General features: G+C 51.5%; 25 protein-coding genes. 21 read left to right on the top strand and 4 right to left on the bottom strand.

Going from position 1 to position 11,852, the window contains the following annotated elements; translation table 11 throughout:
- Positions 1–30 precede the first annotated feature (30 nt).
- The 6 genes from EQG79_RS00760 (at position 31) to EQG79_RS00785 (ending at position 2,407) form a co-directional block, all read left to right on the top strand.
- Positions 31–372 carry a hypothetical protein gene (locus EQG79_RS00760; protein ID WP_129598971.1) on the top strand — a complete coding sequence of 114 codons (342 nt, stop codon included), beginning with the start codon at positions 31–33 and terminating at the stop codon, positions 370–372.
- 219 nt (positions 373–591) lie between these two features.
- Positions 592–915 carry a hypothetical protein gene (locus EQG79_RS00765; RefSeq protein ID WP_129598976.1) on the top strand — a complete coding sequence of 108 codons (324 nt, stop codon included), beginning with the start codon at positions 592–594 and terminating at the stop codon, positions 913–915.
- 42 nt (positions 916–957) lie between these two features.
- Positions 958–1,407 (top strand): hypothetical protein, encoded by a 450-nt coding sequence (locus tag EQG79_RS00770; protein ID WP_129598979.1) that lies wholly within the window; start codon positions 958–960, stop codon positions 1,405–1,407.
- A 28-nt stretch (positions 1,408–1,435) separates the two neighbouring features.
- Positions 1,436–1,699: a hypothetical protein gene (locus tag EQG79_RS00775; RefSeq protein ID WP_129598981.1), complete on the top strand. Its 264-nt coding sequence runs from the start codon at positions 1,436–1,438 to the stop codon at positions 1,697–1,699.
- Between the two features lie 253 nt (positions 1,700–1,952).
- Entirely contained in the window at positions 1,953–2,189 is a 237-nt protein-coding gene (locus EQG79_RS00780) for a hypothetical protein (RefSeq protein ID WP_129598984.1), read from the top strand.
- A 2-nt stretch (positions 2,190–2,191) separates the two neighbouring features.
- Positions 2,192–2,407 (top strand): hypothetical protein, encoded by a 216-nt coding sequence (locus EQG79_RS00785; RefSeq protein ID WP_129598987.1) that lies wholly within the window; start codon positions 2,192–2,194, stop codon positions 2,405–2,407.
- 64 nt (positions 2,408–2,471) lie between these two features.
- Here EQG79_RS00785 and EQG79_RS00790 read toward each other — a convergent pair whose 3' ends face one another.
- The 4 genes from EQG79_RS00790 to EQG79_RS00805 form a co-directional block, all read right to left on the bottom strand.
- A complete protein-coding gene (locus EQG79_RS00790) occupies positions 2,472–3,161 on the bottom strand; it encodes a helix-turn-helix domain-containing protein (protein ID WP_129598990.1) in 690 nt (229 codons plus the stop codon).
- A gap of 62 nt (positions 3,162–3,223) precedes the next feature.
- Positions 3,224–3,673 (bottom strand): hypothetical protein, encoded by a 450-nt coding sequence (locus EQG79_RS00795; protein WP_129598993.1) that lies wholly within the window; start codon positions 3,671–3,673, stop codon positions 3,224–3,226.
- Position 3,674: 1 nt separating this feature from the next.
- Complete coding sequence (locus EQG79_RS00800; protein WP_129598996.1) at positions 3,675–3,914, bottom strand: hypothetical protein; 240 nt, start codon at positions 3,912–3,914, stop codon at positions 3,675–3,677.
- A 97-nt stretch (positions 3,915–4,011) separates the two neighbouring features.
- Positions 4,012–4,383: a hypothetical protein gene (locus EQG79_RS00805; RefSeq protein ID WP_129598999.1), complete on the bottom strand. Its 372-nt coding sequence runs from the start codon at positions 4,381–4,383 to the stop codon at positions 4,012–4,014.
- 406 nt (positions 4,384–4,789) lie between these two features.
- Here EQG79_RS00805 and EQG79_RS00810 point away from each other — a divergent pair, with 406 nt between their 5' ends.
- From EQG79_RS00810 to EQG79_RS00880, 15 genes are all read left to right on the top strand, one after another.
- Positions 4,790–5,563: a KilA-N domain-containing protein gene (locus EQG79_RS00810; RefSeq protein ID WP_129599002.1), complete on the top strand. Its 774-nt coding sequence runs from the start codon at positions 4,790–4,792 to the stop codon at positions 5,561–5,563.
- Complete coding sequence (locus EQG79_RS00815; RefSeq protein ID WP_129599005.1) at positions 5,563–5,913, top strand: hypothetical protein; 351 nt, start codon at positions 5,563–5,565, stop codon at positions 5,911–5,913. Before EQG79_RS00810 ends, EQG79_RS00815 begins: the two co-directional genes overlap by 1 nt.
- Entirely contained in the window at positions 5,888–6,082 is a 195-nt protein-coding gene (locus EQG79_RS00820) for a hypothetical protein (RefSeq protein WP_129599008.1), read from the top strand. Before EQG79_RS00815 ends, EQG79_RS00820 begins: the two co-directional genes overlap by 26 nt.
- On the top strand, positions 6,075–6,383 hold the full coding sequence (locus EQG79_RS00825) for a hypothetical protein (RefSeq protein ID WP_129599011.1): 309 nt from the start codon (positions 6,075–6,077) through the stop codon (positions 6,381–6,383). The genes EQG79_RS00820 and EQG79_RS00825 overlap by 8 nt, the downstream gene beginning before the upstream one ends.
- Positions 6,384–6,414: 31 nt before the next feature.
- The gene (locus EQG79_RS00830) at positions 6,415–6,819 is read left to right on the top strand and encodes a hypothetical protein (RefSeq protein WP_129599014.1); all 405 of its coding nucleotides are present in this window, start codon (positions 6,415–6,417) and stop codon (positions 6,817–6,819) included.
- Positions 6,820–6,849: 30 nt separating this feature from the next.
- Positions 6,850–7,455 (top strand): hypothetical protein, encoded by a 606-nt coding sequence (locus EQG79_RS00835; protein WP_129599017.1) that lies wholly within the window; start codon positions 6,850–6,852, stop codon positions 7,453–7,455.
- A 90-nt stretch (positions 7,456–7,545) separates the two neighbouring features.
- Positions 7,546–7,959, top strand: a complete 414-nt coding sequence (locus tag EQG79_RS00840; RefSeq protein ID WP_129599020.1) for a hypothetical protein — start codon at positions 7,546–7,548, stop codon at positions 7,957–7,959.
- Positions 7,949–8,164 carry a hypothetical protein gene (locus EQG79_RS00845; RefSeq protein ID WP_129599023.1) on the top strand — a complete coding sequence of 72 codons (216 nt, stop codon included), beginning with the start codon at positions 7,949–7,951 and terminating at the stop codon, positions 8,162–8,164. Before EQG79_RS00840 ends, EQG79_RS00845 begins: the two co-directional genes overlap by 11 nt.
- Before the next feature lie 74 nt (positions 8,165–8,238).
- On the top strand, positions 8,239–9,183 hold the full coding sequence (locus tag EQG79_RS00850) for an ATP-binding protein (RefSeq protein ID WP_129599026.1): 945 nt from the start codon (positions 8,239–8,241) through the stop codon (positions 9,181–9,183).
- A gap of 24 nt (positions 9,184–9,207) precedes the next feature.
- Positions 9,208–9,711, top strand: a complete 504-nt coding sequence (locus EQG79_RS00855) for a DUF4494 domain-containing protein (RefSeq protein ID WP_129599031.1) — start codon at positions 9,208–9,210, stop codon at positions 9,709–9,711.
- Between the two features lie 44 nt (positions 9,712–9,755).
- Positions 9,756–9,947 carry a hypothetical protein gene (locus tag EQG79_RS00860; RefSeq protein ID WP_129599036.1) on the top strand — a complete coding sequence of 64 codons (192 nt, stop codon included), beginning with the start codon at positions 9,756–9,758 and terminating at the stop codon, positions 9,945–9,947.
- Positions 9,948–9,957: 10 nt separating this feature from the next.
- Entirely contained in the window at positions 9,958–10,245 is a 288-nt protein-coding gene (locus tag EQG79_RS00865; RefSeq protein WP_129599041.1) for a hypothetical protein, read from the top strand.
- On the top strand, positions 10,242–10,931 hold the full coding sequence (locus EQG79_RS00870) for a hypothetical protein (protein ID WP_129599046.1): 690 nt from the start codon (positions 10,242–10,244) through the stop codon (positions 10,929–10,931). The genes EQG79_RS00865 and EQG79_RS00870 overlap by 4 nt, the downstream gene beginning before the upstream one ends.
- A gap of 19 nt (positions 10,932–10,950) precedes the next feature.
- Positions 10,951–11,565 (top strand): polyamine aminopropyltransferase, encoded by a 615-nt coding sequence (locus tag EQG79_RS00875; RefSeq protein ID WP_129599052.1) that lies wholly within the window; start codon positions 10,951–10,953, stop codon positions 11,563–11,565.
- 12 nt (positions 11,566–11,577) lie between these two features.
- Positions 11,578–11,766: a hypothetical protein gene (locus EQG79_RS00880; RefSeq protein WP_129599058.1), complete on the top strand. Its 189-nt coding sequence runs from the start codon at positions 11,578–11,580 to the stop codon at positions 11,764–11,766.
- Positions 11,767–11,852: the final 86 nt, after the last annotated feature.

Raw genomic sequence — 11,852 nt, forward strand, 5'->3', positions numbered from 1 at the left:
CGAGTTTGGAACTGGCTAACCGATTGAATCATGACAGACCTGCAACTACTTGATAAATACTGTGAAGAATGTCTTGACTTCATCAGCCCCGTCCTGCTACGTGACATCGAAAGCCGTGGTCTATACTCGTATATACTGAGGCTGCCTAACAATGTGGCGCAGGCAAAAGCCGTGATTCGGGGTCGGCTGGGGAAGGATGGCCGGTATGTTGGCGATCCTGAAATTGAAGAAATAGCGGACATGGTTTGCCGACTGGAAAGTTTGCGGGCGTCGCTCAACAGGTTGAACATGGCTGATACTGACCAGACAGCCCCTGTTCTGAAAGAAATGCAGCACTTGACCGATTGGCTTAGCAACTACTACAACAAATGATGAAAAAGACAGCAATACCCGACGAACACGACATCCTGCTTTACGAAGTGGGATTATTCACGGTTCGACCCGGCAAACGAGGCTACGAGGTCTGTAAAGAAGGGCTGACCCATGCTGTTGTCGTGGCCTGGATTGGCTACACGGGACCGATTGGTTTAGAGAAAGCGATCAATGAAGCAAACCGGAGGAACAGCCTTGAACCTTACAAACACACATCCAATGATAACACACACCGAAAGACAGACATGGTACAGCCTCGTGGCCAGGAAGCAACTGCTGGGTAATTATGATCAGGTCTACTTCAACGTAGGGGATACCATGCCCAACCCGTTCACAACGAACAACCCTCACCCGTTCCTGTTGACCCCGGACGAAATCAAACAGCTCTTTAAGTCCGGCCAGTACGAGAACGTAGAAGGGCATGGCGTGAGAAGCTTTTACAAATTCCCTGACAGCTTCGAGATCAGGAAGATTGTAAAGACCATCGCAACGGTAACGACAACCCCATCGCCAGAACAACTAGCCTCCGAGCTATATCTGTAGCCAGACAGCCCGTGAAGTCAATAACCACTAATCTGCATCCCGATGAACTATTTGTGTCTTTACATCGACGGTAAGCCCAAGCCAATACAAGGGCCATTGCCAGAGCGTGAGATCGTAGATATGATCTCAATGGTGGGGCCTATCGAAGTACAATTGCCTTATGGCAATTGGTCGCGGTACATGCTGGCAAAAGACAAGCATTACCCCAACACAAAAAAGGGTGACACTGCGCTTGTGGCAGACATAGCCGCCAACGCCGACCTGCTGGCAACGTTCCGAAAGCTAACCCGCCTTTTCTGGGTTGACTGCTATTACCCGGACGGCTCCGAGCCAATTCATTGCGAAACCATTAGAGCCGCCAACGAACAGATGGCAATCGAAAAAATGGAAGGCATCATGCGCTTTCGAGTGGACAGACACGACTTGCCGACTTTACGTTATAACGCTCGCACACGTCCCGGTACTGACTTGCCCAGACGGGCCGACCGATAACAATTCCTAACTAAAAAAATATACAATTATGACTCCGAAAGAGAAAGCAATCGAACTGACCCTGGGTATCCTGCCTTACGCCTACTGCTACATGGGTAGTGGGATGTTGACTAATGACTATGATCAGCGCGTGGCCCTGGACAGCGCACGTATGGCGGCTAGTAATGTTCTGGATTCCATAGCCCAGGTTGAGCAGGAAGCCAAACTGGTCGCGTACTGGCTGGCGGTTAAAAGTGAACTGCCGCGCATCACTTTTGACGATTTACCTAAGCCAGAAAAAAAGCAAGTGTAGGCGTGAGCTCAAAACGAACGACATACTTTTTGCACACTGCTGACAACTAGCTATAGTTGTTTTCTGGCCACGAGGCCAACCCCAATCAATACCCGATAGCCCTGTTACGTGCCACGTGACGGGGCTTTTTCGTGCGGGTTATGCATGATACTACCGTTTACTCAATTCAGAAAAAAAGTTTGTACCAAATTTGGTACTTATTGTTTTGTGTACTACTTTTGGTACAAGTTAAACGCTAAACAAAAAAACAGAAATGAAAACGGTATCATCAAAATCGCAAGCACTTGATTTAGACGCTCAAATTCACTTAGCACTGAAACGTCATTATGGATTTGCCAAGCCTATTACAGATGGTCAATTTTATGAAACGCCTAAAGGGGAAGTGCAAATAAACTGGACCAACTCAGGGCTTGACCACTTAAAAATTAACACTAGCGAAGGTTCGTGCTATGTCTCCTATACGGTTAAGCCTGACAAAGACCGGGACTAGTAATGACTGAAGCCGAAAACCTAAAAGCCTGGTTCACGGAAAACCGGCGCAAGCTGGTTTCCGTGAAGGCAGTTGAAGAAATGGCGGGAGTGCCAGCGTCAACCCTAAAACACTTTCTGGATGGGCGCCGAGCTATTCCAGAACACCATTTGGAGAATATAGAAAACGTCCTCTCAACAATCGGTTATCAGTCAATCGAGCAACGCAATTTTTTATAGCCACGAAAAAGCCGCTCCCGAAACCGGGGCGGCTTTTTACATTCCTCTCAATATACTTTATTGCTTAAACGATTGGTTTGTCAATTCGTTCAGCGAGGTACCATTGCACCACAGTATCTGGCTTCACCACAACCGGGTTTCCGTATGTCGAGCTCAGCACGACGCCATTATCAGCCATCGTGTAGCGGCCAATATGCAGTTCCTCGGCGGTCTGAGCCACGTAGAGCCGCCCGATCTGTAGCTTACCCGGCTCGGTCCTGACGCAAATCAGCTGGGAACCCAGCGGCATATCAGCTCCGAAGTCGTGAGTGGTCACCGGAAAGCTGTAACAATCGGTCGGGATCAGGTCGTACGGAATCCCGATGCGGTGGGGCGACTTTAACCACTGACCTATATCCCGGCTGGAAATGAATCGCAGATTACCGCCCTTATGCCGCTCTAACGACGCCAAGACCTGCTCGGCGGTCGGCTGGGTTTTACTGATCGGGGAGAACATGGGCAGCGTACCCCGGTCGATGTAGTCCGGGTTCGCACCCAGGATCAAAATGTACTGCTGCCGACCGTGTTTACCCAGCGTGAGATAACCCCGCTCGTAGCCACTGATCGTGCCCTGTCCGTTGGCCAGCTTGAACAGTTTACCCAGGGCCAGCTGGGTGAGCCCCTTCGCTCGCCGGATCTCGTAAAGCCGCCGACCCGTTTCAAGGGTTTCCGGCGTGGGCTCGTGCCGTGTTGTCACTTCACTTTTATCAATCATAATATGGTATTTGCTATGTTAAAAATAAGGTTTTTGACATGATAAACCGCTAAAAAAAAGCACTATTTAGCCTGTGTATCAGTTAGTTTCAGTAAGGTTTCTATCGCGGGTATCGGCTCATGCCAGCGGGCCACGACCTGCTGGGTAGCCGCTTTGTGACTCGATACCAGCCGCCGGATATTGACCTGCTGACCGGGCTCGTGGGATTGGTGCGCGAGCCGGTCCAGGTGCTGAACCACCATCGCCAGGGCCAGCACGGGGTAGTCCAGTAGCGAGGGGTCAGCGAGTGTATATACGTTATGGTCCAGGTAGCGTTGCAGATCGAGCTCGCGTAGCTTGCCGCTTTTCAACTGGGTATGCAGCACGGCACGGGCAACGCGACGGTCGCGTGTTGAGCTATCCAGTTCCGGGCAGGTTCGGTTTAGGTAAGCGGTTGCGTACGCTACTTCCGTCGCGATCTCGGTAAGCGATCGGGCCGGGGTAAAGAATAGCGTACGCAACTTGTCAAACATATCAGTCAGGTTCTTTGTGAGGGTCGATCGCCCGGATACCCAGGGTCAGGAGTTCCTTGATCAACTGCTGCTCCCGGCATAACGCGTCCTGGAGCAGTCGGTGCATTAATTGTAATCGCTCACAGTGGGAACAATCGCGCTCACTGTGGATACCAGCATCGTTCTTGTTGTTGTGGCCACTCTGATTGATAATCGTCGTGTCGCCAATGTGATGATTCGTTGTTGGATGGGTCTTACTCATAAGTTGTGGAGAGGGTTTGTAACCCCACAATAACGTAAGTACCCTGACTTGGTTTATAGATTTTATGAAAACAGTACCATTTATTCACTTTGCGGTATCAGTCCGTCGCGTTGCCCCGATCAAGTAACTTTTTGTACGCGTTTAGCAACTCATCTTTCAACGCGTTTTCCCGCTCCAGCTGCTCAATGCGCTGTTGCAGACTACTAACATCACCCTTGATACTGGCCGTGTTCGTGTTGTTCGTGCCGCGCTGGGTAATTGTATTGGTTTCGTTACCCGGCAGCAGGTCGGTTGTAGTGACACCCAGCAACTCCGCGAACACCGGTAAATACTTCTCTTTCTTTAGTTCGCCCGTTTTCAGAATCGTGTGCAACGTCGTCCGGCCAATACCCGCCTGTTTCGCAAAGGTTTCTTGCGTCCAGGCACTGGTATCAATATACCGCTGAAGTTTTTGGGCATTAATCATCATTGATAATCAGCTAGTTGAGTACTTTTTGTTCAAAAACTTCAACTTTTTGTTCCAAAAGTTTGGTTTTATTGTTCAGTTTGTTCAGTTTTGTATCAGAGATAACTAAGCAATAGCAGAACAATAGCAAAAGTATGGAAGAGAAACAGAAAAACAAGAGACGAGCCAGGAAAACGTTTAGTCCACTTAGTGAACGGTTTAGGTCGGCTTACTTCAAGTTGTCTCACCGTCAACGAACACAGTGCAAGCTGGCATTCTGCAAAAAGTTTGGTATGGTCCAGGATACGTTCCGGCATAAAGTATCGGCCTCGTTCAATGTCACAGAAACGGAAGTAATCTGGCTTGAACGATACACGGAAAAGTCGGGGGAGTTAATTGAACAAACTGAACAGGTATAATTCGACTCGCTATGATTCAGGCATTCGACTATAACAACACAGCAATCGAGTTCGAGCTGATCGACGGTGAGCTATACGCCAATGCTACCGCGATGTGTCTGGTTAAAAAGAAACGGCCAGCCGCCTGGCTTCAAAACGAGTCCACCAAACGGTACATAGCCGCTTTGAAGGCGAAGTCAGGAATCCTGACATCGCTCATAATCAGCAGAAAGGGCGGTACCGACGCAGGGGGCACAACATGGATACACGAAAAATTGATCCTGAAGCTGGCTTCGTGGCTTGATGTTGACTTTGAGGTATGGTGCGATGAAAAGGTGGCTGAACTGCTTCGTACCGGAACGGCAACGCTGGATATTAGCCCGCTATCCGGGTCGGACGCCGACCCGCTACTGACCTTCACGCAAAGGCCCAAACAGATTGCCAACAGTAAGGAGGTCAACAGCTTTAATTTCTCGCAGGGTGGCAAACAGCAGGCTATCGACTATAACCGGGCCAACTGCTTCCACCACACAGGAAAGACCCCTCAAGAAATTCTACTCTGGGCCAAATCAAAGGGCATTCCATCCAGGCATCGCACCTCAGCCAAAGAAGTGATCAGAACTTTTAAGCCCGCCGTGGCCTCGTCAATGGCACTAGCTGACGACTTCTGCAAGACGGGCCGGATTAGTATAGACGAAGCTTCGATCATCTGTAAGGCTCACGCGCTGCCACTATTTCAAAAGATGCAGGAGCTGGGAATCACCACACCTCCCGCCACTGTCCCACAACTTAAACAAGCACGATAATGGCTACTGCTGAGAAATCGAAAAATCCGCTACTGCTTTTTATTGATCCGGATCAGCTAAAAAAGCTGCCTTTGTCCGAACTAAGTATGCTGGATGAATTTGTTGAGGGCGAGATGGGCCGCTTCTATCAGCAAAGTAAGCTGAGTGATAATAGCCATGCCTTACAGGTAATGGAAATCCTTGAAATCGCTTCCGAACTGATCGCAAAGGCTTATCGGGAAAAGGTACGCACGTATGTCTGCATCAAAATGCCGGACGGAAGCGACGCCCTTGATGTCGTGGCACCGGTGAAGGGAGTAGAGCACCATTCTAACTTTCCGATTTATGGAGATCGTAATCCTGCTGCCTGAGCAACTGGACGAGTTGGAGGAACTACTCAGGGACAACGAGCTGACCTACGAGTCTCACGCCAAATTCATTCTGCAAAAAGCGTATTTTCTCTACCGGCGCGAGGGCAAGACACATCACGACACCATGCAGGTATTGCGCCACAAAATTAACGAGTACTACTATGGATAGACAAGTGATCATGGTCACGACCGAGGAAAGTTTAAGAGCCCTGGCCTATATGGTCGCTGATATTATCCGCAGCGACGAAAAGAAACCCGACACCGAACGGTTCATTGCCGTGGAGCTCGCTAAGAAAATCGGGATCGGGCCGCGCCGGGTACGAACCGCGATAGCCGAGGGCCACTACGGAACGGTGTATACGAAGGGAGGCAGAACGATGTATTACGGCACGGTGACCGAGGCCAGGGCGTACCACTTCGAGAACATCAGCAAAAAAAAGACGCCGGCCAGAAACCAACGTCTTTCGTAACTCTTAAAAAAACCTTTTAAAACTTTTTACCATGCAACTAATCTGCCCAGTTACAACCACAACAACCACAACACGTATCCAAAAGTTCGAACCGATCAGCACTCGACTCGAACGAACCATTCAGAAAATCGGGCTACCGGAGGGGTTATCTATCGGTGTTGAGGAATCAGGACCACTCGAAGTAACGATCGCGGTGTCGGGCTCGATCCGCACCAGTATCGCCGGGGCGGACCCCGACGAGTTCGGCTTCGAGTGGAACAGTACCGATGTTGAGGATGAAGTCTCGCTGACACACAGCCCCAACCCCGATATCCATAAACTTGCCGACGAAGCGATCGACGCGATAAACGAGCTGGTCAAGGACCTGCGCGATCAGGCGGACGAGGAACGCGATAGCCATGACAACGATCTGTACCAGCTGTCCACGTATTATTGATTTACCCATTTAAAAAACCTTATTAAAACCATGAAAAATCTGCTCACAACCAAAAACTGGGGGTGCCCCGACACCTGGCCGATCGACGCGGCTATCGTGGCCGAAGCGGCCTGGAACCTGGCCGATACCGCCGAACGGCTGCACGGCTGCTCACTGCGTGAGGCCGATGTATCGAAAAGTTACGGCCGGGAGTTTGCCGGGGTTGATCTGCTGCTGGCCGTGCCGCAGCTGGCTGGTACCATGCGGTTTCCCAAAGCCGTACTCTGGCTGATCCGCAACGAGGTATTGCAATCGGTCGATGTGCTGAACTGGGACACGCTATTTATCCCCAGCCTGTTTATCGAGGATCAACAGGAAGCGTATCGAACCCTTCGGACCCGGACCAATCGGTTAGCGGATTTGCTGATCGCGGCCCACCTGCACTATACCGACGCACAGCGGGAAGCGCGGGTCAGCATCGGGCTGTCCCACACCTATTTCGCCAATATCAAGGCTATGCGGAAAGAAAAGCAGTACTACCGGCTGCAACGGCTCGCTATTGCCTGGCTGAAAGCGGGCGCGATTGATCTGGAACTGTGGGGCGAACGACTGGCCGCTGGTAAAGACTCGCTACTCGACCTGACCTATGCCCGGTAAACGGTTCTGGCAAAGCTTCACGGCACTGACCGTGGCCCTGGCCCTGTATGTCCTCTGGCACTTATCCATCACGTTTATATACCCCTATTTATGAATACCGAAACAAAAGCACCCGACAAAAAAAACACCAGTCAATTACTGGTCAAAATTGACAGTACCTGTAGTGGAGCATGGTTTACCATTGTTCAACCCTGCATTGACCCCGAAACACAGGAAGAATGGGACAATGAAATTGCCCGTAGTAGCACAGCCTATGTATTTGACTACGAAAAATATGGCAATACCACCGCCGTGACTTATAACGAACGGCCCGATATGTGGAAAGCCGAGCCGGATCATGACGAGATAAAGAACTTAATAAACCTCATGGCCACAGCCCCTGAACTGTTTGAATGCCTGAGAGACTGCACGTTTGCCCTTTCAGACCCAAACGTTTCCAGGCGAGAAATTAATCGTGTGTTAGAACAAGCCGCAAGTGCCCTAAAAAGAGCCAATGGGAACTAAAATAAACCTCCGAAACCTGTGGCCTGTGCTGTGCAGCATCGCCAGCATCGCCCTGTTCATTTACGCCGGCTATACCCGGTACGAAGCCGGCGATAAGCAGACGGCCTCCTTTATCTGGCTGCTCACGCCCTGGGTCGCCATTGCCCTCGCGGCTATGATCTGGCTCGACAGAACTACCTCACACGACTTCGACCAAAAGGGGTAACCTCTGGTGACGGGCCGGTTCGATTCCGGCCCTGGTCGCAATGCATAAGCAGACAACGATTCAATCGTCAAATTATGAACACACGTCCCATAGTACTAGGGCTCCACGGAGATCCCTCGATCGGCAAAAGCACCACGGCCCTGACCGCTGGTAACGTTTTACCTCTTGATTTCGACATGGGCCTGGACCGGGCCGGTATCGCGGCCGACGCGTATCCGATCCATTCCTGGCCCGATGCGGTCGCCATGCTCGACAGCGAAGCGTTCGAGTTCTGCGACGCCGTGGTGATCGACACGGCCAAAACCTGCCTTGATAACTTCCTGGCCGAGTACGTGATGAAACAGGATCACAAAAACAAGCGCGGCAACGTGCTGAGCCTACAGGGTTACGGTGCGCTGGGCAACGAGTTCAAAACCTGGCTCAACCGGATTCGCCGGGCGGGTAAGGACGTGATCTGGGTTGCCCATACCAAAGATGAAAAGGACGGCGACGACGTTGTGAAAACACCCAACATCACGGGCGGCAGCTACGACTTGTTGATGCAATGCACCGACCAGCTGGGGTACATGACGACCCAGAGCGGGAAGCGCATGATCAAGTTTCAGATCAGCGAGAAATACCGCTCGAAGGACAGTGCGTATATCGGGGAAGTTACTATCCCGCCCATCAAGCACGACTCGCACGGCTTCTTTCTGTACGGGGTCATTGAGCAGGTCCGCAGCAGCCTGGCCGACCGGACCAAAAAAGCGAAGTCAAAGGGTGAGGTCTGGGGTGAGATCAAAAAGGCCGTGCTGTCCAGCACCGACGCTGACAGTTTGAACAAGTTTATCGCCACGCTCAGCGGGGATACCTATACCGCTCCGGATAAAGCATACGCCAAGCCCCTGATCGTGAGTCGTGCCAGAGAGCTGGACCTGCGCTTTAACCGCGATCTGGCGGTGTACGAATCCGCCACCGCCCCGGTGCCCGCTCCGGTGTCCGACGTACCGGCAGACGAGCCCGTTTCCCAACCTGCATAAGTTCACCTATAACCATACATAACGATGCCAAATTGGTTTCTGGGCAGCATTGCCTACCAACAGCCTATTGACGACGCGAGTGTCGGAACGAAAAACCAGGAGTTCGCGAAGGTAAAAAAGATCACGGAGACATACCTGTTCGACGCCGTGAGCCATTCCGATGCCGAGGCCCGGTTGTATCAGGAGATTGCTGCCAACACGCCCGATTTCGAGGTGACCAAAATTGCCCGCATGAAACTGGCCGACGTGATCAACACGGAGAACGGGGGCGATACGTGGTTCAAAATAAAGGTGCTGTTTATCACCGACGACGAGAAAACCGGCAAGCAAAAGAAATCACCCAGCGTGATTCTGGCCAACGCCGAGACGCCGAAACAGGCGTACGATCGCGTCGAGCAGCTGCTGAAAACGTCCCTGGACCCGCACGAGATCACGGACGTGATCAAAACGAAGATATTGGATATCTACCCCTACGATGAAACAGCTCGCTTAAAGCCGCTGAGTCAGGTCAGTAGCGAACCGGCTTAATCAACCGCCCGCTGGCGGGACCAGCGGGCAAAACATCCCTTCCTATGCAGCTGATCAATGGAGCCGGTGCGCTTATTCTCTGTATTGCTGCCTGTGCCGGGCTGGCCGCTTTAGCCGGAGGCTCTTATATACTGGCAAGCCTGATCATTTACCTGTTTCGGTACGTGTTCAGATCGGTGAGGCAGTGGTTCAACCCACCAATACAGAACAAGCACCATTACAAAAACTATAAATAGCCCAGTGAACATGACAAAGAAATTAAGAATATGGCATGTGCCCCAGGTGCCGGGCGAACGGATGATTGTCGAAGTGCCCGACCTGGCATCGGCGCGGTTGGTTCTAAACACGCTGGCCCAGTACGACCTGTTCCAGCTCGAACAGAACATTAAACCCGACTTCGCTAACGCACAAGGGCTCGAAGTGCTGGACCCGGCAACCGGGGAGTGGGAGGACTGGTACGACGACGAAACCGGACTCAGCTTCGAGGAGTATTGCATCGAAGGCTACCTGGATCAACCAACCGACAGCGAATGACAGCCCTGAACATTTCCGTCTCCAAGCTATGCAGCTTTGACGACTACCTGCACGGCCGCTGGAACCAGGACGACGATAGCAAGCTGAAAAGCTATATCATGGGCACCAGTGTCAAAACCTACGAACAGGGCGCGGGCGACGCGGTTCACGCCTATATCGAGGCTCCCGACCGCTACCCCTGCACGGATCTGACAACCGGCCAGGTCAATGTCAACGGGCATATGCTAGCCCCGGCCGTTGTCGAAACGTGCTTTGACTACTGGATGAACCTGCCTTGCCCCTTTCTATTCGAGCAGTGGCTACCGGCGATGCGGGTTGTGGTGAAGGGCTACGAGGTGTTTGTTCGGGCCAGGATCGACGTGCTGACGCCCGAAGCGATCCGCGACATCAAGACCTCTACCTACGCCTATGATCACGACAAATACGCCGATTCGTTTCAGTGGCGGTTCTATCTGTGGATGGCGTCTCACCTGGACATGGACACCTTTATCTACGACCATTTCCAGTGGAAAAGCAAGGAAACCGAACTAAAGTACAGCAGCGTACAGCTGTATCGGTATCCGACGATGGAACAGGACTGTCAGCGTATCCTAGCCGAGTTCATTGACTACCTGGAATCCCAGGAACTTATCGGCTACTGTGTAGCCAGCGAGAAATCACTCTATTACCAAGCGCAAAGTCGTTAAACCAACATAGCTAAATTAAATGCAACTGGATATGTCATTTGTGCCTGATAACAGGTCGGGCAACTGGTCGGTAGAAACCTTTGAGGTGCCTAAAAACGACCCTACACAAATATTTTCCATCATGAAGTCGGGACGAGGGGTGCCGCCCGGCACGTACAAACGGTTAATGCGTGGCGGCACGGTTGTGATGTCGAACACACCCGACGAACTATTTGATTTCCATAAAGTGCAGCATTTGGCCCACGGCTCTGTGTTGATCAACGGGCTGGGGCTTGGTTGCTTGGTGCGGGTATTACTAAATAAAAGTGAGGTGACGCAGATCACGGTTATTGAAAAAAGCGAAGATGTTATTGCGCTGGTCAAACCTTATCTGGTTGATTCCCGACTAACGATTATACAGGCCGACGCGTTCTCGTTCCAACCACCAAAAGGCGCTCGATACGACTTCGTGTGGCACGACATCTGGGATTACATCTGTAGCGACAACTTAAAGCAAATGGCCATCCTTCACCGTAAATACGCCCGCAGGTCGGGCTGGCAGGATAGTTGGGCCAGAGCTATATGTAAGCAGCAGGATCAACGCTGGAAAAAGCAAGAGCGGGCTTATCAGTCCTTTTCCGGAATGTATCAATAACTCCAAAAACTTATGCGATTCTGCATGGCCTACGGCAGTCGCTGCCAGAAACGTACCGAGTGCGGGGCGTATCAACGCTACCGCACTCACCCCGACCGAAGGCAGATTGCGGCCGTCGAGCTGGGGAAGGCGTGTATCGTGTCGAATCACGCCCAGCAGGAGCCCGTGAAAAAGTTTAACCCCGTAAAAGGTAGTATGTAAAAAAACATATTAATAACTTGTTTGCATGAAAGCGACACCCTATTTTTGGCACACATAACACAGGCGTTATCGAGGTGGTAGCCGAT

It is taken from the genome of Spirosoma sordidisoli, from assembly GCF_004138325.1.
In the GTDB taxonomy this organism is placed as follows: Bacteria; Bacteroidota; Bacteroidia; order Cytophagales; family Spirosomataceae; genus Spirosoma; species Spirosoma sordidisoli.